Source organism: Colwellia sp. 75C3, assembly GCF_002836255.1.
GTDB lineage: Bacteria > Pseudomonadota > Gammaproteobacteria > Enterobacterales > Alteromonadaceae > Colwellia.
Window position 1 is genome coordinate 12740 of sequence record NZ_PJAU01000040.1, and the last position, 19596, is coordinate 32335.

Genomic DNA, 19596 nt, shown 5'->3' on the forward strand with positions numbered 1-19596 from the left:
TAAAGAAAAACTATTGATAAAATAACGGGTTAGTTCGCCGAGGTAAGTAAAATAGTACCATCAGTTTTTTTGTTGAAATTGATGCCGAAATTACTTTGTAACGAAGTCAGTAAACCGTCGATATCACCAGCTTTAAAATAACCGGCAACATTTATTTCAGCTAGTTCACTATCAACAATCTCAAAGTGACTGGTGGTGTAGCGACTAATTTCAGCGAGTGCAATGGATAGAGGCTCACCTTCAAAAATAAGCATGCCTTGTTGCCATGCAAGGTCACGGTGAATTTGATCTAATGATACTTTCTCTACTGGCGTAGTATTAATTGAGGGGGAATTCCCGGCTATTACCGCTTTTTCACCAGAAACAACTAAAGTTGCCTCTAAAGTATCAGACTTAAAGGTAGTTCGAGCCTGCGTTAACGTATCTTTAATGTCAGTTACCGGCATGCTTGCTTTGGTGATTAATACTTTACCTTCCGTTACAACCAATTCCATTGCTAGGCTGTCATTTTTCTGAACATTGAAAATAGTACCCAATGCAGTAAATGATTTTTCGCCAGCGGTTACCGTGAAAGGACGATTTTTATCTTTAGCAACATCAAACCGGGCTTCGCCATGAACTAAAGTAAGTAGCCGATGTTTGGGGCTGAATTCAACTTCTATAAGGCTGTTGGTATTTAGTTGAATCTGTGACCCGTCTTGTAAGGTAAAGCTTGTTTGTTCACCGACTTGAGTTTTTAAAGTCTGAGTTTGGGTTAACGTTTGTTCATTAAACGAAGGTAGATAAGGTAAAAAAGACTCATTAAGTAATGTATTAGCGCCGATGAGTGAAACAATAGCAAAACTTGCAGCCAGTGCTATCGCTGAAAATATATTTCGTTTACTTTGTATTTTTGCTTGCGCTAATGGAAATAAATCACTTAATTCATTCAGTACACTTAAATCATCCCAATAAGAAGCCATTTCAAGTAGAGTGCTGTGATGATGAGAACTTTGTTCACACCATGTAACCAATTGCTGTTTTTCAGCTGTAGTTAAACCTCTGTCCATGCGACTGATCCAAAGACAAGCGAGTTCTTGGATATTATCATCTTGGACATTATCGTTATCTTGTTGCTTATTATCGTTACCAAATAGCTGGCTGACATTACTCATGCTTGTTCTCTATTTCCGGACTTTTTTCTTATTTGGTCACTATGCACTTGCTGCTCTTGTTTTGAACTTGTAGTACATTGGTCTTGGTTCATTCGTTTTATATACATGGCACTTTTTAGCAAGCCCTGTGCTATATGTTTTTCAACGGTGCTTTCACTTAAACTTAAATAACTAGCGATTTCTTTTTGGCTTAAGCCATAAACTTTTTTTAGTATAAAACATTTACGTACAGAACCCGAGAGTTGATCGGTTGCACGACAAAAAAATAAAAACTGCTCTTTACTTTCATAATCATCTTCGACTTTTATGCTAGTTAATTGAACAGGTGGCTGAATGAAATCCTCTAAAGAATCATTATATTTATTGTCCCACCGAGCAACATGATTTAGCGCAAGATTTTTTGCAGTTTTGAGCATATAGCTGCGTACATATTTAATTTCTTGCTTTAAATCAGCCTCGTAAGTTTTAACGAAGGTTTCTTGAACAATATCGTCAATATCGTCAGGTTTTACGATATGACTAATCAAACGGCCCATGTTTTTTTTAGTGCTCAGAAAAAGGTTTGTTAATGTCGAGTTTCTTGTCATCCATGTTTGCTCAATACATTTTAATTTGCAGAGATAATACGCATGGGCTTAAGTAAATGTCTAACCTTAATCGCATTTTTTACTTTAATTATATTGCTAGGCAGTTTATAAAGAGCTATTACTAATCACTGTTTTAAAGGATTTAAGTTTGTCTATAATGACCACCCAATCAACTTTTTTTAACAACTCACTGGTAAAATATATCGGTGCCAGCATATTCCTATGCAGTTTTGTTACTTTTAATGCTAGCGCCGCTCAGTTAACCATTACTGATAATCTGGTCATACGTGATATTGATGAAAAGTCCGTTGAACAAGGTTTCTTGTCAAAAAGTCAGGTGTTCCAGTTATCTCAAGGTAGGCATGTTTTAGTCCTTAAATATAAAGATGTTTTTGAAGATGTAGAATTTGGCGAAGAGCGGTTAGTTAAATCTGATTACTTTGTTGTTAAATTTAGTATTGAAAATCAGCAAAAACTATTGTTAAGCACAAGTCATATTAACGACTTAGCTGCAGCCGAGCGTTTTATAAAATCACCTGAATTAAACTTGTCGGATGAAGGTAAGCAAGAAGTGGTGCTGAACTTAGAAACGTTAAGTGATTATGAATTAGCCAAACAGGTAACTAAAGTGGTAACAACGTTGTCCGCACCCGCCGTTATATCTCAAAGCAATGATAAAATAACTAACGAGACAAAAAAGGACCAAGCTTTTAGTGCTCAAGTTATCAATAACGTTGACACGGTTCCTATGCTCAAATACTGGTGGCAAAAAGCAAGTGAAAATGAAAAAGAAAGCTTTCTCAATTTTATCAACAAAAAGAAGGAACAAAAGTAGGGTATGACTCTCCAATACATAAATACTAAATACCTTAATTTAAGGACCTATATGAATTCGTTATTTTTTACTCGTTCTGATAAAAAAGTTTTATTGATACCAGCACTAAAACCAGTATTAAAATTAAAACGGAACATGACTTGCGTTACATTATTGCTTTGTGCGCTGTTTCCTATTGCAGCCTTTTCCTTTGAGGACGTGGGCATTGAGGTGTCAGGTCAGGGCAGTGTAGTTGTTATACCTGATCGGTTTTCGTTAACCCTAACGATTACTGAGCGTGGTAGAGTGCCCAGTAAACTAAAAGCCTTAGTGGATAAAAAAAGTAATTCAGTCATCAACTCAGCTAAAAGTCTTAACGTCGAAGAAGGTAATATCTCATCTGCGCGCGTTAATTTACGTATCGTTGAAGAGAAACCTTCCATTCAAGTACAAGGTGTTGAACTTAATAGAGCTAGGCAGGGAAGTGTGTATATTGATGGTCAAAGTATCAACCAGCAATCAACTAACGTTATTGAACGAAAAAAACCATTGTTTGAATTAAGCCGTCAAATAATGGTAAATTTTAATAATATAGCTGAGTACGATAGCTTTTTAGCCCAAATTATTAAAATAAATGTCAGTCACATCTCCTCGTTGTCTATGAGTGTTGCTGGACGTGATGAGTATTATCAACAAGCGTTATTAAAAGCGATAACTCATGCAAAACAAAAAGCACAACGCATGAGTAAACAAGCGGGACGTAACCTAGGTAAGATAATGTTGATTAAAGAGCTTTCAAGTAATCAATATCGACCTATGTATGCAGAAGCAATGATGAGTGATGCTAGTCCAAGAGCACATTCATCCTTAAGCGGTAGCCAAACCATTACTGCCCGCATTTCGGTTAAATTTAGCCTTAAAGATTGATTAATGGACGGATAACTCGCAATACTTAGCCAATTGATCGAGAAAAGCTTTAATTATTGTGTGTTTTTAGGTATGTTAGCGCTTTTTAATTAGTGCTTTCTATAATGGTATTTATTAATGAGTAACCAAGCTGAATTTTATCATGAAATATTAGGGCAAACAAAAGCGCTAATAAACAATGAATCTGATATTATTGCTAACATGGCAAATGTTAGTGCTTTACTGTTTGAGCGTTTAGCTGAAGTTAATTGGGTAGGATTTTATCGTGTTGTGGATAACGAGCTAGTACTCGGCCCTTTTCAGGGCAAAGTTGCTTGTATTCGAATCCCATTAGGAAAAGGTGTTTGCGGAACATGTGCCTCTACAGGTAAAGTTCAACGAATAGCTGATGTGCATCAATTTGATGGACATATCGCTTGTGATGCAAGTAGTAATTCAGAACTGGTTATTCCTATCACTATTGCAGGAAAGGTGGTTGCTGTTCTAGATATTGATAGTACAGCGTTTGAACGCTTTGATAAGCAAGACGAACAAGGCATTATGGCGATAGTTGAAGCGTTCGAGCAGAATGTAACGGTTTAATATGCTGGCAAAGCGTCATCGGTTATAATAAATAGTGATATAGGAAAGTGAAGGTTTAATGAAAGAATTTGTAGTGATTCATGACTATTTAGTTACCCAAGAGATTGTGGGTGACTGGGATGGCCAGGAAGAAGACGTTGCTGAGAACATGAATGAAATTTATCATACCATGTACGACTTAGCGTCAGAAGATATTGAAACAGAAGTTTTAGAGCAGTTATTGGCTCTTATTTGGGATACCTGGATAGGTCAAGAAGAGATTGCTGATATCGGAACAGATGATATATATGATTGGTGTAAGCATGTACTCGATAACCCCGAGCAACATCTCCAACCAGAAGAATAAAGAAAGATAAACATTGGCGCTATTTTCTTGCTAGGGGAACTCTTGTTAGAGTGATTCTTGCTGAAAAGTGAAGTTAGCTTAATTTAATTTAAATTGTAAAAAAAAGTGTAGTCATGGAAACTGAAATTAAACGTACAAGTACGAAAGATATTATTGCTTATTTAACTGAAAAATTCCCAGAGTGTTTTTCAATTAAAGGTCCTGTTAAACCGCTTAAAATTGGTATATTCCAAGACTTAGCGGAAAAGCTTAATGATGATGAAACGGTTAGTAAAACTCGTTTACGTCAAGCATTAAGACATTATACGAGCAGTTGGCGCTACCTAAAAGTTATCAAGGTTGGCACTTCTCGTGTAGACGTTGATGGCAAGGACGTTGCACAAATTGATGAAGAGCAAGCAGCTTACGCAAGCAAAACGCTTAAAGAGAGCCAAGAAAAATTTGGTAACAAAAAAGCGACAGACAGCGATAGCAAAAAGCCTTATAAAGGTAAGCAAAGCTCTACAGAAGCAGCTACTCCTAAGCCTGCGGATAAAAAACGTGAGTCAGCTAAGTTTAAAGCAGTGAAGTCTACAGCGAAGAAAATTGTAAAAAAAGAAGTAGAACCATTGAAACCTGTTGAATCAGCTACAATAAAAGTAGGTAGTAACGTTAGAGTTCAGCTAGGTAATTCGCCAATGAAAGCGACTATCACTGAAATATCGGGTAAAGATATCAGTGTGCAACTTGACTCTGGCATGATTATTAAGACTCAGTTACAAAATATTTACTTATAAACAAGTAAAAAAGTCGCCATTATTTGGTTTGGCGACTGGGCCTAACAACACTGTTAGGTCACATAGAAATTGAATAGGAAGTTAATGCATGCAAAAATTTTGTCGTATCGCTCTCGCCGTATCTTTATCGTTAGGTTTGTCAGTCAGTGCTATTGCGTTTGAAAAACCACATACTCCAGAAGAACTCCCTGTACTCATGCCTGAAACTCAGCATGCTACAGCAAGCAAGCGCATTACGGCACGATTTACCCGTGCACATTACAAGAAAGTAGCTATTGACGATGCCTTGTCAGGTGAAGTATTTGACCGCTTTATTAAACAACTCGATTATTCTCGAACTGTTTTTTTAGCAAAGGACATTGATAACTTCCAAAAACAACGTCTAGAGTTTGACTCAGTATTGACACGTGGCAAGTTAGATGTTGCTTATGATATCTTCAATTTAAATTTACAAAGACGACTAGAGCGTTATGAGTTTGCACTTAGCTTGTTGGATGTTAAAGGTGATAAAAACCCTTTCGACTTCACCAAGGAAGAAGTTTATTCTTTTGATCGTGAAGAAGCACCTTGGCCTGCGAGTGAAGTTGAACTTGATGAATTATGGCGTTTAAAGGTTAAGTCAGATGTTTTAAATCTGACTTTAACCAAAAAAGAATGGCCTAAAATCAAAGAAGTATTAACTAAGCGTTATAACTATGCGATTAAGCGATTAAAGCAGAGTGAAAGTGAAGATGCTTTTCAGCTAGTCATGAATAGTTTTGCCCGTGTTGTTGAACCACATACGTCATATCTATCGCCACGAAATGCAGAACGTTTTCAAGTTGACATGAATTTGTCTCTTGAAGGAATAGGCGCTGAGTTACGTTCAATTGAAGATTATACTGTTATTCACCGTATTGTTACGGGTGGCCCGGCAGATAAGTCAAAACAACTTAAATCAAAAGACCGCATTGTTGGTGTTGCCCAAGGTGAAAAGGACTTTGAAGATGTTATTGGCTGGCGTTTAGACGATGTTGTCGAACTAATCAAAGGTTCTAAAGGTACTACGGTACGTTTACAAGTATTATCTGGTGATAGTGATGATGAAGCCAATGTTAAAGTTGTTTCCATTGTTCGCGATATTATTAAATTAGAAGACAGAGCAGCAAAGTCTGAAGTTTATTTAGCTAATCCAGACGATGCGGATAGTAAAAAATTGGGCGTTATCACAATTCCAAGTTTTTATAATAATTTGTCTAAAGATGTAAAAAAAGAAATTGCCAAGTTAAAAGAGCAGCAAGTTAAAGGCATTATCGTCGACTTACGTGGTAATGGAGGTGGTTCATTAAGTGAAGCAACGTTATTAACTGGTTTGTTCATAGATAAAGGCCCTGTTGTTCAAATTAGAGATGGTGCAAATCGTATTCAAGTAAATAGTGATCGCGATGGTATTAGCTTTTTTGATGGTCCACTAACGGTAATGGTTGACCGTTATAGCGCTTCAGCTTCTGAAATTTTCTCAGCAGCTATACAAGATTATGGCCGTGGTGTTATTATCGGAGAACATACTTTTGGTAAAGGTACGGTACAGCAACATCGTGGTTTAGGCCGTGTATACGACTTGTATGAAAAGCCGCTAGGTAGTATTCAATACACTATTGCTAAATTTTATCGTATTAATGGCGGCAGCACACAACATAGAGGTGTTTTACCTGATATCTCTTTCCCAACAGCGGTAAATCCAGAAGATTGGGGCGAAAGTAAAGAAGAAAACGCATTACCTTGGGATCGAATTGAACAGGCTAAATACACGCCTCTAAATGAACTTGATAAAGATATTGTGTATTTAAGTTCACTTTATCAGCAACGTATTAAAACTAATCCTGAGTTTAATTATTTGCTTGAAGATATTAGTATTTACCAAGCAGAAAAAGATGATAAAACAATTTCATTAAATCTTGCAACACGTAAATCTGAACGTGAAGAACGTAAAACTAAACGTTTAGTTCGTGTAAATGAGCAACTTGCCCTTTTAGGTAAAGCGAAAGTAATCGATTTAGATGATATAACCGATGAGCTTGATGATTTAGACCCGTTTTTAGATGAGGCAGCTCGTATCACCTTTGATTTTATCTCTTTAGATAAAATTGCTAAAAAATAATCAATATCAGTATATAAAAGCCGCCCATAGAGGCGGCTTTTACTTATCTACTTTGATAGAAAACGAAGAGTCATACCACTTTCACTAAGTTTGTGTTCTTCTTGTGCGTAGGTGAAATAAATCAAGGCAGTCGCTCGATTAAACAATAGTTGGCTATTGGGATTGAGAAACGCCGTCTTGGAGTGTTTTAACCAGTGCAAGCGAATAATAACTTACTGGAATTTGTATAAGAGACAAAAAATACAATAACTATAATATAGGCTAAACCTTTATGTCTGAGTTAAACCTCCCAAAAAAACCAAGTATGCTCGATGCAAGCATTCCCGTTATCACGTTAATCTGCTTACTTACCTTAGCGGTATTTTATTTTGGCGATAACTCATCTTATGGTCCGAATCAAATAGCACTGCTTATCGCAATGGGCGTTGCTATTGTTGTTGGTGTAAAAAATGGTCATAACTGGCAGTCTATTGAAAAAGCTATTGTCAATGGCATTTCTCTTTCACTCGGTGCTGTTTTAATCTTATTGGCTGTTGGTTCACTTATTGGTACCTGGTTATTATCGGGTACTGTACCAACGATGATTTATTATGGTTTACAGTTATTAAATCCTTCATGGTTTTATGCTGCGGCTTGTGTAATGTGTGCCATTGTTTCAATGAGTATAGGTAGTTCATGGACTACTGCCGCTACTATTGGTGTTGCTTTAATTGGCATAGCTCAAGGACTAGATTTGTCTCCAGCTGTGACCGCAGGTGCCGTTATTTCAGGTGCTTATTTTGGTGATAAAATTTCGCCTCTTTCAGAAACAACAAATTTAGCGCCTGCGATTGCAGGAAGTGAACTTTTTGCTCATATTCGTTATATGTTTTGGACTACAGCACCTTCAATTATTACTGCACTAGTACTCTTCATCATTATTGGACTGAATGAAACTATTACCGTAAATAATGACAGTATTGATTTGTTAAGCTTGCAGTTAGCTGAGCAATTTAATATTTCAATCTTTAACTTGGTACCGTTATTGGTTTTATTAATACTAGCCATTAAAAAGGTACCAGCTTTCCCAGCGGTTGCCATTGGTGCTTTAATTGGTGGTATTTGGGCATTTTTTTTCCAACAAGAGTTAATCGTACGTTTAGGCGGCGAGACAGATGTAATTACAGCGAATGTTAAAGTGATCTGGACAGCTTTTTATGATGGCGTAGTGATTGAAACAGGTAACAGCCAGCTTAATTCATTACTTAGTGGCGGTGGTATGTCCTCTATGCTTAATACTGTTTGGCTTATCATGTGTGCATTAAGTTTTGGCGCGGTCTTAGAGCATTTAGGTATGTTGAAAAAATTCGTTGATGTTATTTTAGCTTCAGCTAAATCAACAGGCAGTTTAATTGCCAGCACAGTGGCTACTTGTATTGGTACTAATTTACTTACTGCGGATCAATATATGGCCATTGTAATGCCAGGTCGTATGTATAAAGAAGAATACGCGCGAAGAGGTTTAGATCCATTAGTACTGAGCCGTACATTAGAAGATTCAGGAACTATCACGTCACCATTGATCCCTTGGAACACCTGTGCTGTTTATATGTCAGGCGTGCTATTAGTTAGTCCACTTGATTATATGTTTTATTGTTTCTTTAACTGGATTAACCCAATTCTTGCTGTTATTTATGGTTTTATTGGTTTTAATATCAAAAAATTGACTAAAAATACCTCGGTAGAAACATCTCCAAAAGCGACAGTTTAATTTTAATTTTTTCAAGTAAGGCTCTATTATGTCAACGACTTTATCAGAAACAGCTCCACGATTTTTAGCGGACTACAGCGCAGCTGACTTTACTATTAAGACAGTTAATTTAACTATTCATTTAGATGATTCTTGTAGCCAAGTTGTTAGTGAATTAACCATAGAACGACAGGGCGATACTAAAGAGGCCTTACAACTCAACGGTGAGCATTTAACATTAGTTTCCTTAGTACTTGATAACCAAGCATTGAGTCAGGATCAATATCAACTCAATGATACGTTATTAACTATTCCGGCAAGTAGCTTACCTGATAGAAGTAACTTTACTCTGACGATTACTACCGAGATTAATCCACAAGAAAATACAGCTTTAGAAGGCCTATTTAAATCAGGTGATGCTTTTTGTACTCAATGCGAAGCGGAAGGTTTTCGCCGAATTAGCTATTATCTTGATAGACCAGATGTCATGGCAACTTTTACCACTAAAGTGGTTGCAGATAAAAGTTTATATCCTTATTTATTGTCTAATGGTAATAAAGTGGCGAGCGGTGAATTAGCAAATAATCAGCACTTTGTTACCTGGCACGACCCGTTTCCAAAACCTTGTTATTTGTTTGCTTTAGTTGCAGGTGATTTTGACTTGCTTGAAGATAAGTTCACAACGGCTTCTGGGCGTGAAGTCGCACTTGAGATATTTGTTGATAAAGGTAATTTGGTCAAAGCTGAACATGCCATGGTGTCATTACAAAAATCAATGGCGTGGGATGAAGAAACTTTTGGCCTAGAATATGACCTAGATATCTACATGATTGTCGCGGTAGATTTTTTCAATATGGGCGCAATGGAAAACAAAGGCTTAAACGTTTTTAATTCTAAATATGTATTGGCAGATAGCCAATGTGCAACAGATAGTGATTATTTTAATATTGAAGCTGTGATTGCGCATGAATACTTTCATAACTGGACAGGAAACCGTGTCACTTGTCGCGATTGGTTCCAACTTAGTTTGAAAGAAGGCTTAACTGTTTTTCGCGATCAGCAATTTAGCGCTCAAATGCATTCAAGTGCCGTGACGCGTATTCAAAATGTGCGTGTATTACGTTCACAACAGTTTGCTGAAGATGCCGGCCCAATGGCGCATCCTATACGTCCTGAAAAAGTACTGGAAATGAATAACTTTTACACCCTAACTGTTTATGAAAAGGGCTCAGAAGTTATTCGTATGTTGCATACCTTAATTGGTGTAGATAAATTTAGAAAAGGCATGGACTTATACTTCGCTCGTTTTGATGGCATGGCAGTTACTTGCGATGACTTCATTAATGCGATGAGTGATGCGAGTGAGAAAGATTTATCTCAATTCAAGTTATGGTATAGCCAATCGGGCACTCCGGTAATTAAAGTACAAGAAACCTTTGATTCACAAGCCAAGGTTTATACCTTAACCTTATTACAGCAATCACCTGTAACTAAAAACCAATCAGACCCACAAGCACTACATATCCCGATTAAAATTGAATTAATCAGTGTTAGTAATGACAAAGCTACCCAAAGTGAGCTGTTAGAATTAACTCAAACTGAGCAAAGTTGGCAGTTCAGCGGTTTTACCAACAAGCCGACTTTAGCAATGCTTGCTGATTTTAGTGCCCCGGTTAAACTCGTTTTTGACCAAGATGATGCAAGTTTACTGACCATTATGAAAAAAGCTAAAAATAGTTTTTGTCGCTGGGATGCCGGTCAGAAATTATTAATGTCTTATATTCAACAGTTAACCTTTGACGCAAGTTATGTTATCCCTGAAATATTGGTTAACACTATAAATGAGATGCTCAATAGTGGTGGCGATCGTGCTTTTATCGCTGAGCAATTATCATTGCCTAGTTTTGATGAAGCCGCGAGTTTGATGGTAGATATTGATCCAATTGCATTAAGTCAGGCTATAACTGCGCTTGCTACTTTTATTGCTAAAGGTGCTCAACAACAATTACTTGTTAGTTACCAAGCTTGTCAGAAAAAAGATTTACCAGAAAATTCCGTATCTAATAGAGCACTAAAAAATGTTTGTTTAGCATACTTAAGCCTTTTACCTGAATGTCAGTATTTGGTAACAGAGCAATATCAGCATGCAACTAACAATGTTGATATATCTCAAGAAAACATGACGGATAGTTTGGCGGCATTAACCTGCAGCGCAAAAAATAATTTAGCTGATTTAAATGAACAGTTAAAACACTTTGAACAAAAGTGGCAGCAAACGACTTTAGTTATGGATAAATGGTTTGCCCTTAATGCGAGCGTGGTCAGTGAAGATATCTTTTCTCAACTCGCTAACTTATTAGAGCATCCGCAGTTTAGTTTAAAAAATCCTAATAGGGCTCGCTCTTTAATTGGTGCTTTTGCAATGAATAACCCTAAGTACCTTCATTGTCAGACTGGGCGAGGTTATCAATTTCTAGCTGAACAAATTGCTAAATTAAATGAAATTAACCCACAAGTGGCTTCAAGACTTATTACCCCATTAATTCAATACAAAAGTTTTTCTGCTTCACATCAAAGGTTAATGAAGGCTGAATTAGTGAAATTACAGGCGCTACCTAGCTTATCAAATGATTTGAAAGAAAAACTTGATGCTGCGCTAAGTGACTAATCTAACTATTTACTAGCTATATCACTTTATAGTAACGTGCTTTTATTTTAAAAAGCACGTTACTTATAACGAACCCGCTTAGACACTGAAAACATGAAATATTATTTCTCTATCAAAATCACCGCTAATGAGTTTTTGCCTTACTACCAAGGCACCATTCAAAATGTTGTCGTCACAACAACGCAAGGCGTGAAAGTTCAATTCCCTGCCATGCATTTGCGAAAACACCTCACGGCAACGGGCATTCAAGGTGAATTTTGTTTACAAACACATCAAAATAAATTTTTATCCTTATCTAAGCTTAAATAATTCCACCAGAATAGGCTGAAATAGAGTAATCACTTGAAACGGTGGTCGGACCATTTAACTCATCTATCTTCCATAGCAACTTAAACAAATTATCGTTATTTCATGAACTTATAAAACAAACAGTGTTTTGTGATTTTTTGTTTTCAAACGCTAGTTTTAAACGTTTCATTTAAACGCAAAGGCATTTGAATGCAAGTCCTTAAAATATAGCGCTTTAACTCACACCTTTACGCTTGCTACCTAAGTGAAATGATGTAATTATTGTTGCCGTTAGATAACTAATATAACAAATACTAACTTTTGATTACATTAATGTAGATGAACTAACGGTGATATTTATCTTTTAGCATCATGTTCTGAACAGGGGAGAGAATAGATGAAAAACAAGCCTCAACATGGCTTTGCCAAAAAACCTTTAGCGATAGGTATTGCTGCTGCGCTTTCAATGACATTGCTAACCTCGATGGTTAATAGTGCTCAAGCAGCAAGATTTGAGTTAGGTGATGTAGAGATCAGTTTTGATTCTACCTTTAGCGTTGGCTCGAGCTGGCGTACAGAGAATAGAAACTGGAATGACAATGTCGGTAAGTCTAACAATGCTAACAGTGACATTGATTTTAGTAATTATTCAATATTTGCACCGTCGCCACCAAAAGAAGATATTTGGGCACAAGGGCAAGGTGGTTATTCCACTAATGGTGACGCGGGCAATCAAAACTTTAATGCAGGTGAAAGTTTTTCAACAATATTTAAAGGTGTGCATGAATTAGATGTTCACTATCAGAATGTTGGTGTATTCGTTCGTGGCATGTACTTTTATGACATGGCTATGATGGATGATGACAGAGCAGCATCTAATGCTCTTACCGGTGATGTATTTGATCCATGTCGAGATAATGAAGCGCATCATCAAGTTTGTCGTGATATCCGTTTACTCGATGCTTATGTTTATGGTGACTTTGAAATAGGTGAAATGCCTTTCTCAGTGCGTCTTGGTGACCAAGTTATTAGCTGGGGTGAGAGTACCTTAATTTCTCATGGTGTCAGCGAAATAAATCCAGTTGATGTTGCTCGTTTACGTGCCCCTGGTGCTGAAATAAAAGAAGCATTTATCCCTTTTGGTGCCTTATGGGGATCTTTAGGTGTTACTGAAAACTTCAATATAGAGGCCTTTTACCAATATTCGTGGGAAAAAACAATTCTTCCACCACCAGGTAGTTATTTCTCAAACAATGATTTTGCCGGTGACGGTGGACAATACAATAATGTCCAGCTTGGCTTTGGTGGTAATCCCGATATGAATTTAGATTACCTAATGGCAGGTCTAAATGATATTGGTGCGGCTGTTCGAACTGGTCAGGTTGCCCCTGAGCAAGCTGCATCAATGTATGCAGCTTATGCGAGTAATCTAACGTTAAGAGCGCCTGGTTCAAAAGCAGAAAATGAACCTGATGATGGCGGCCAATATGGTTTGCGTTTATCTTGGTTTTTACCTGCATTAAATGATACTGAGATAAGTTTGTACCATGTCAACTATCATAGTCGTCGTCCTATATTTTCAGGTGTTACAGCCGATTTTAGTGCAGAATCGCTTGGTGGTGATATTGGTTACCTCGCAGCTAATGAAATTACCGAAGATAACTATAATGAACTAAATAGTTTCTCTCGTGTTGAATTGGATTATGTAGAAGATATCAAAATGTACGCGATGAGTTTTAACACTACATTAGGTACAACAGCCTTTGCTGGTGAAGTGAGTTATCGTCAAGATGAACCGATGCAAATTGATGATGTTGAATTACTTTTTGCTGCCGTACCTCAACAGATTTACAACTCAGGTAACCCTGCAGGTGCTGCTTTAGATGGTATTTCGCAAATGGTTGACGCAAATGGCAACCCTTATGGTGCAGGTGAAACTGCCAATGGTTATATTCTTTCTGATACCATGCAAGCACAAATGACCTTAACACATTTGTTCGGCCCTACATTAGGCGCAAGTCAATTTGTTGGCCTAGTTGAGGTTGGCGGTATCAATATTAATGATATGCCAGACCAAGATACATTACGCTTAAATGGTCCTGGTACCGCACGTAGTGCAGGTATAACAAGTGCTCCAGGTTTAAATGAAGCGATACAAGGCGGTGTGGAAACGAACCCATTCCCAACTGAGTTCGCTTGGGGTTATCGCGCAGTAGTTAAGCTTGATTATACAAACGTTATCGCTGGCATCAATATATCGCCTCGTATCGTTTTCTCACATGATGTTAGCGGTATTACACCTGATCCATTGTTCATGTTCATTGAAGGCAGAAAATCTACGTCACTCGGCTTAAAGTTTGATTATCAAAGTCGTTGGTCTGCAGATTTGAACTATAACAGTTTCTTCGGCGGTGTTGGCACCACAAATAAGATGGAAGATCATGATTATGTATCTTTCAGTGTAAGTTATTCAATCTAAGTTAAGGCATAAATCATGAGAATTAACATGAGTAAAGTCACATTATTATCATTGACCATCTCCATGGTCTTATCGACAGGTGCTTTAGCTAAAATACCTGCCGAGCAAGCGGCAAAGTTGTCGTCAGAGTTAACGCCGTTAGGCGCAGTACGAGCGGGCAATAAAGACGGCTCAATCCCAGCATGGACAGGCGGTATTACTAAGCCTCCTGCAGGGTACACCGTTGGTGATCATCACCTTGATCCGTATCCAAATGACAAAGTAAAGTTTACTATTACCGCAAGTAATATAGCTGACCACAAAGCGTTATTAACACCCGGTCAAATTAAATTATTTGAGACTTACCCTGATACCTATAAGATGAATGTCTATCAAACGCATCGTAGTGCTTCATATCCAGAACACGTTTATCAGGCAGTTCGAGATAATGCGACACGTTCTGAATTAATTAAAGAAGGTAATGGTATTATACAAGCTGCGGTTGGTATTCCTTTTCCTGTACCAGCAAATGGTTTAGAGGCTATTTGGAATCATACATTACGCTATCGTGGTGAAAGTCTTACACGTCATGCGGGTCAAGCAGCACCAACTGCTTCAGGTAGCTTCACTTATGTTGGTTTAGCTGAGTCATTGCTATTACCATATGGCATTAAAGGCGCTTCACCAGAAGAGCTTGAAAAAAGTAATGTTTTGTTTAAATTTAAACAGAAATTGACTGAACCTGCTCGTTTAGCAGGTACTGCATTATTAGTGCATGAAACCATGGATCAAATTAAAACACCTCGAAAGGCATGGACTTATAATACCGGTCAACGTCGTGTTCGTGCTGCACCTAATGTTGCCTATGATGCACCAGGTACAGCGTCAGATGGCTTAAGAACTACAGATGATTTTGATATGTATAATGGTGCGCCAAACCGTTATAACTGGACATTAAAGGGTAAGCAAGAGTTGCTAATTCCTTATAATGATTATCGACTTCATAGTGATAAAGTTACTTATGATGATATCTTACAGGCAGGACACATTAACCCTGACTTAGTGCGTTATGAAAAGCATCGTGTTTGGGTAGTAGAAGCTAATCTTAAAGAAAACACTCGTCACATATATAAAAAACGTGTCTTCTATATTGATGAAGATAGTTGGCAAGTGGCGGTTACCGATATTTATGATAATCGTGATGAACTTTATCGTGTAGGTCAAGCTCACTCAATAAATTATTATGAAGTACCTACACTATGGTCAACGCTTGACGTGATGCATGATATTCAATCTCGTCGTTATATAGCGATTGGTTTAGATAACGAAGCGAAAATGTATGACTTCTCTAAAAAGCTTAATGAGCGAGATTTTACTCCCGCGGCATTAAGACGTGAAGGTCGTAGATAATCAGTAACACGGAAACGGCTGACAAATGTTAGCCGTTTTTTTTAGATCTAAATTCAGCCTTTACTTTATTAAAGCTGGTTTTAGTCTTATATTTTTATTTTATCATTAGAAAATCAAAAGAGTGGTGTTATGCGTTTATTAGTTGCTTTTGCAGTTATTATTTTTATTTCCTTTTCTCACGTTTCTCCTGTTTTTGCTGAGAGTAACCCTTCTACTATCGATATCACAACGCCGGCAACTAAGTCAGCATTAGCAAGTAAATCTCTATTATTAGATATTTCACCTATTGGCCAAGGAAAGCTAGTAGCAGTTGGACAGCACGGTCATATTTTACTCTCCAGCGATGGTGAACAATGGCAACAAGCCAATGTTCCGGTTCAGGTCACATTAACGAGCGTATACTTTTTAAATGATCAGTTAGGCTGGGCAGTTGGTCATGATGCAACAATATTACACAGTCAAGACGGCGGGCTTAACTGGCAAGTACAACAATATATTCCTTCACTTCAAAAACCGCTTTTAGACATATACTTTAAAAATGCTCAGCAGGGGATAGCTGTTGGTGCTTATGGACAAGTGTTCCGTAGTAATGATGGTGGAACTCATTGGACTGCCGAGTTTCATCAAGAATTTTTATTAGCTGATGATATTGAGTACCTTACTGAACTAAAAGCAGAAGATGAAGTCGCTTATCTTGATGAAATCTCATTTATACTTCCTCACTTTAATGGCCTAGTGCAAGCTGGTGATACGTTATATCTTTTAGGTGAAATTGGCTTGTTAGCTAAAAGTAATGATTTTGGCTTAACCTGGCAACAATTTGAGGGCTTTTACCAAGGTTCATTTTTCTCTTTAGCGCAAACGAAGAGTCGTCATATTTTAGTCGCTGGACTGCGTGGCCATGTTTTTCGAGGGATTAACGATGGTAGTCAATGGGATGAAATTAGCACTGCTACTACCGCCCTATTAAATGATATTGTTTTTGCAAAAGATGAGCGTATATTTATTCTAGGTAACAATGGCATGTTGCTTGTTAGTTCTGATGATGGTCAAAGCTTTAGTGCACACCCACAACAAGATGGTAGAACACTTATCGCCGGTGTGTGGTTTAAAGGAAAGTTAATAGCGGTTTCAGATATAGGCATTAAGGTACTTGAGATACCTAAAGGTTAACCGTTAATTACGTAAAAATAATATATACCCGCTAACAAAAAAGAGTTGTTTTCAGCATTTGATAGCTATTTCCGTTTAGGTACAGCAATTAAATAATGGTTACGGGTATTCATCAAAAATATAATAAAGTTCGGAATGTATTAATATGAAAATTTCTCTGGCTAGTCGTATTGAAGTAGGCCTATTTCGCCATAAACTCCTCGTGCTAATGTTATTCGTTATCACCAGTGCTTTCTTTCTGTTTCAAGCAACACAAATTAAACTCGACGCCTCGTTTACTAAAAATATACCATTAAATCATAGTTATATGAAAACCTATCTAAAACATAGGGCAAACTTTGGTGGTGCTAATAACATTCTTATCTCTGTCTGTGATACTAATGGAGACATTTTCAATCCAGAATTTTTTAACGCCTTAAAAGGAGTACATGACAAACTTTTCTTCATTCCTGGTGTTGATCGAATTCAGGTGAAGTCTCTGTTTTCGCCTAGCACTCGCTTTGTTGAAGTAGTTGAAGATGGTTTTGCGGGTGGTCCGGTTATTCCTGCAGATTTTCAACCGACAAAACAAGGGCTTGGCGTAGTTAAAGGAAATATCGAGAAAGCGGGTATCGTTGGTAGTATTGTTGCTGATGATTATAGTTGTGCCATGGTAAAAGCGGCTTTATTAGAGTTTAACCCTGATACCGGTGAAAAATTGGATACGCTTGAGATCGCAGGCAAGCTAGAAAAAGAAATTCGTCAAGAGTTTGAAAAAGAAAATATCAGTGTTCATATTATCGGTTTTGCTAAGATGGTTGGTGACGTGGCTGAAGGCGCTAAGGGTGTAGTATTGTTTTTTGCTCTTGCTATCGCCATTACCGCTGTAATGGTTTACATTTTTAGTCATTCAATTCGTTTAACCATTTTACCTATCCTGTGTTCATTAGTGGCTGTGGTTTGGCAAATGGGCATGTTATCAAGTCTTGGTTTCGGACTGGATCCAATGTCGATTTTGATCCCTTTTCTAGTGTTCGCCATTGGCGTTAGTCATGGTGTACAAATGATTAACTCAGTAGTTAAAAAAGTAGCAACGGGCTTAACTCCTGCTGCTGCAGCGCAAGCAAGTTTCAATGCACTACTCATTCCTGGTGGCGTGGCATTGGTATCTGATACAGTGGGTTTCTTAACACTTCTTTCTATTGATATCGGTATTATTAAAGAATTGGCTATCACCGCTTCAATTGGTGTGGCGATGATTATTCTAACCAACCTAATTTTACTACCAATATTACTCTCGTATACCAAAATAAAAGTGAGTTCAAAAGTAGGGCAGTTAAGTGAAGAAAGTGCTGTTTGGACATTTATGGCAAGTTTCGCTAGCAAAGGCCCGGCGAGAATAATATTATTTTTCACTGTTATCTTATTCGTGGTTGGTTTTTACCAGGGGCAAGGCTTAAAAATCGGAGAGTTACATGCGGGCGCTCCAGCGTTACATGAATCATCTCGTTATAACCAAGATACATTCTTAATAACCGATAGATATGCAATCAGTGTTGATTACATGTCAGTTATTATCGAAACAACGCCTGATGCGTGTACTTACTACGATACCATGTCAACAATAGACCGTTTTCAATGGCAGATGGAAAATGTAGCGGGTGTTCAATCGGCGGTAAGTTTATCGTCTATATCTAAACTTGTTAATGCAGGGTACAACGAAGGTAACCCTAAATGGCGCGTTATCCCTCGTAATCAGCAAACATTAGTTCAGTCAATTGCCCGAGTCCCTTCTTCAAGTGGGCTTCTTAATAATGATTGTAGTGTCATGCCGGTGATTTTATTCTTAGAAGATCATAAAGCCGATACTATTAATACCGTAATTGATGCAATTAAAGTAACAGCGGCAGAGTTAGGCAGTGAACAAGTACAATTCAAACTAGCGTCAGGTCCTGTTGGTGTTATGGCTGCAACTAACGAAGCAGTCGCTGAAGCACAATTACCTATGATGCTTTATGTATATGGTGCTGTGATTGCATTATGTTTAATCAGTTTTAGAAGCATCAGAGCCACGTTGGTAGTCGTTTTACCTTTATATGTGGTATCAACTTTAGCACAGTGGTTAATGACAGCTCTTGATATTGGTTTAACTGTATCAACCTTACCTGTTATTGCGCTGGGTGTTGGTATTGGCGTTGATTATGGCATCTATATACTGTCAACCATGAGTACTAAACTTAAAGCCGGTATGAATGTTCATGATGCCTACCTTGCTGCTTTAAAAGAGCGTGGTAGTGCAGTACTTATTACCGGTTTAACGCTAGCCATTGGCGTTTCTACTTGGTTTTTCTCCGACTTGAAATTTCAAGTCGATATGGGAATATTATTAACCTTTATGTTTTTGGTAAATATGTTGGCTGCTATTATTATCTTACCAGCACTATCAGCCTTTTTATGGTCAGGTAAAGGACATGATAAAAAATAAGAGCATAACTTAATAATTGTCGAGCAGGGCAGATAGAAAAAACAAAAATTAAGTAACGAAATTGTAAAATATTAGTAGTC

Annotated in this window: 15 protein-coding genes; 13 read left to right on the plus strand and 2 right to left on the minus strand. The window is 37.6% G+C overall.

Annotated features, from left to right (window positions below):
* Positions 1 to 29: 29 nt before the first annotated feature.
* Both CXF85_RS09045 and CXF85_RS09050 read right to left on the minus strand, forming a co-directional pair.
* Positions 30 to 1154 carry a FecR family protein gene (locus CXF85_RS09045; RefSeq protein WP_101228211.1) on the minus strand — a complete coding sequence of 375 codons (1125 nt, stop codon included), beginning with the start codon at positions 1152 to 1154 and terminating at the stop codon, positions 30 to 32.
* On the minus strand, positions 1151 to 1741 hold the full coding sequence (locus CXF85_RS09050) for an RNA polymerase sigma factor (RefSeq protein ID WP_101228212.1): 591 nt from the start codon (positions 1739 to 1741) through the stop codon (positions 1151 to 1153). The genes CXF85_RS09045 and CXF85_RS09050 overlap by 4 nt, the downstream gene beginning before the upstream one ends.
* A 157-nt stretch (positions 1742 to 1898) precedes the next feature.
* On the opposite strand from CXF85_RS09050, the gene CXF85_RS09055 reads away from it, so the two are divergent.
* From CXF85_RS09055 to CXF85_RS09115, 13 genes are all read left to right on the plus strand, one after another.
* Positions 1899 to 2576: a YccT family protein gene (locus CXF85_RS09055; RefSeq protein WP_101228213.1), complete on the plus strand. Its 678-nt coding sequence runs from the start codon at positions 1899 to 1901 to the stop codon at positions 2574 to 2576.
* 51 nt (positions 2577 to 2627) lie between these two features.
* Positions 2628 to 3482 carry an SIMPL domain-containing protein gene (locus CXF85_RS09060; RefSeq protein ID WP_101228214.1) on the plus strand — a complete coding sequence of 285 codons (855 nt, stop codon included), beginning with the start codon at positions 2628 to 2630 and terminating at the stop codon, positions 3480 to 3482.
* A 117-nt stretch (positions 3483 to 3599) separates the two neighbouring features.
* Entirely contained in the window at positions 3600 to 4064 is a 465-nt protein-coding gene (locus CXF85_RS09065) for a GAF domain-containing protein (RefSeq protein ID WP_101228215.1), read from the plus strand.
* 58 nt (positions 4065 to 4122) lie between these two features.
* A complete protein-coding gene (locus CXF85_RS09070; RefSeq protein WP_101228216.1) occupies positions 4123 to 4410 on the plus strand; it encodes a hypothetical protein in 288 nt (95 codons plus the stop codon).
* A gap of 113 nt (positions 4411 to 4523) precedes the next feature.
* Positions 4524 to 5186 carry an RNA chaperone ProQ gene (proQ, locus tag CXF85_RS09075; protein WP_101228217.1) on the plus strand — a complete coding sequence of 221 codons (663 nt, stop codon included), beginning with the start codon at positions 4524 to 4526 and terminating at the stop codon, positions 5184 to 5186.
* 88 nt (positions 5187 to 5274) lie between these two features.
* Positions 5275 to 7326 carry a carboxy terminal-processing peptidase gene (prc, locus tag CXF85_RS09080; protein ID WP_101228218.1) on the plus strand — a complete coding sequence of 684 codons (2052 nt, stop codon included), beginning with the start codon at positions 5275 to 5277 and terminating at the stop codon, positions 7324 to 7326.
* A 271-nt stretch (positions 7327 to 7597) separates the two neighbouring features.
* Positions 7598 to 9076, plus strand: coding sequence for a Na+/H+ antiporter NhaC (gene nhaC, locus CXF85_RS09085; RefSeq protein WP_101228219.1), 1479 nt, complete (start codon positions 7598 to 7600; stop codon positions 9074 to 9076).
* 28 nt (positions 9077 to 9104) lie between these two features.
* The gene (gene pepN, locus CXF85_RS09090; RefSeq protein WP_101228220.1) at positions 9105 to 11723 is read left to right on the plus strand and encodes an aminopeptidase N; all 2619 of its coding nucleotides are present in this window, start codon (positions 9105 to 9107) and stop codon (positions 11721 to 11723) included.
* A gap of 93 nt (positions 11724 to 11816) precedes the next feature.
* Positions 11817 to 12032, plus strand: coding sequence for a DUF2835 domain-containing protein (locus CXF85_RS09095; protein WP_101228221.1), 216 nt, complete (start codon positions 11817 to 11819; stop codon positions 12030 to 12032).
* 376 nt (positions 12033 to 12408) lie between these two features.
* Entirely contained in the window at positions 12409 to 14490 is a 2082-nt protein-coding gene (locus tag CXF85_RS09100; protein WP_101228222.1) for a DUF1302 domain-containing protein, read from the plus strand.
* A 27-nt stretch (positions 14491 to 14517) separates the two neighbouring features.
* Positions 14518 to 15879 carry a DUF1329 domain-containing protein gene (locus CXF85_RS09105; protein WP_101228226.1) on the plus strand — a complete coding sequence of 454 codons (1362 nt, stop codon included), beginning with the start codon at positions 14518 to 14520 and terminating at the stop codon, positions 15877 to 15879.
* A 129-nt stretch (positions 15880 to 16008) separates the two neighbouring features.
* Positions 16009 to 17052, plus strand: coding sequence for a WD40/YVTN/BNR-like repeat-containing protein (locus CXF85_RS09110; RefSeq protein WP_101228223.1), 1044 nt, complete (start codon positions 16009 to 16011; stop codon positions 17050 to 17052).
* A 145-nt stretch (positions 17053 to 17197) separates the two neighbouring features.
* Positions 17198 to 19516: an efflux RND transporter permease subunit gene (locus CXF85_RS09115; RefSeq protein WP_101228224.1), complete on the plus strand. Its 2319-nt coding sequence runs from the start codon at positions 17198 to 17200 to the stop codon at positions 19514 to 19516.
* The last annotated feature ends 80 nt before the right edge of the window (positions 19517 to 19596 follow it).

What these genes read in the sequence shown, in the direction of transcription:
- CXF85_RS09065 (WP_101228215.1), top strand. Translation starts at nt 3,600, where the DNA reads ATGAGTAACCAAGCTGAATTTTATCATGAAATATTAGGGCAAACAAAA.
- proQ (WP_101228217.1), top strand. Translation starts at nt 4,524, where the DNA reads ATGGAAACTGAAATTAAACGTACAAGTACGAAAGATATTATTGCTTAT.
- CXF85_RS09045 (WP_101228211.1), bottom strand. Translation starts at nt 1,154, where the DNA reads ATGAGTAATGTCAGCCAGCTATTTGGTAACGATAATAAGCAACAAGAT.
- CXF85_RS09095 (WP_101228221.1), top strand. Translation starts at nt 11,817, where the DNA reads ATGAAATATTATTTCTCTATCAAAATCACCGCTAATGAGTTTTTGCCT.
- CXF85_RS09070 (WP_101228216.1), top strand. Translation starts at nt 4,123, where the DNA reads ATGAAAGAATTTGTAGTGATTCATGACTATTTAGTTACCCAAGAGATT.
- CXF85_RS09060 (WP_101228214.1), top strand. Translation starts at nt 2,628, where the DNA reads ATGAATTCGTTATTTTTTACTCGTTCTGATAAAAAAGTTTTATTGATA.
- CXF85_RS09110 (WP_101228223.1), top strand. Translation starts at nt 16,009, where the DNA reads ATGCGTTTATTAGTTGCTTTTGCAGTTATTATTTTTATTTCCTTTTCT.
- pepN (WP_101228220.1), top strand. Translation starts at nt 9,105, where the DNA reads ATGTCAACGACTTTATCAGAAACAGCTCCACGATTTTTAGCGGACTAC.
- CXF85_RS09050 (WP_101228212.1), bottom strand. Translation starts at nt 1,741, where the DNA reads ATGACAAGAAACTCGACATTAACAAACCTTTTTCTGAGCACTAAAAAA.
- nhaC (WP_101228219.1), top strand. Translation starts at nt 7,598, where the DNA reads ATGTCTGAGTTAAACCTCCCAAAAAAACCAAGTATGCTCGATGCAAGC.
- CXF85_RS09100 (WP_101228222.1), top strand. Translation starts at nt 12,409, where the DNA reads ATGAAAAACAAGCCTCAACATGGCTTTGCCAAAAAACCTTTAGCGATA.
- CXF85_RS09115 (WP_101228224.1), top strand. Translation starts at nt 17,198, where the DNA reads ATGAAAATTTCTCTGGCTAGTCGTATTGAAGTAGGCCTATTTCGCCAT.
- CXF85_RS09055 (WP_101228213.1), top strand. Translation starts at nt 1,899, where the DNA reads ATGACCACCCAATCAACTTTTTTTAACAACTCACTGGTAAAATATATC.
- CXF85_RS09105 (WP_101228226.1), top strand. Translation starts at nt 14,518, where the DNA reads ATGAGTAAAGTCACATTATTATCATTGACCATCTCCATGGTCTTATCG.
- prc (WP_101228218.1), top strand. Translation starts at nt 5,275, where the DNA reads ATGCAAAAATTTTGTCGTATCGCTCTCGCCGTATCTTTATCGTTAGGT.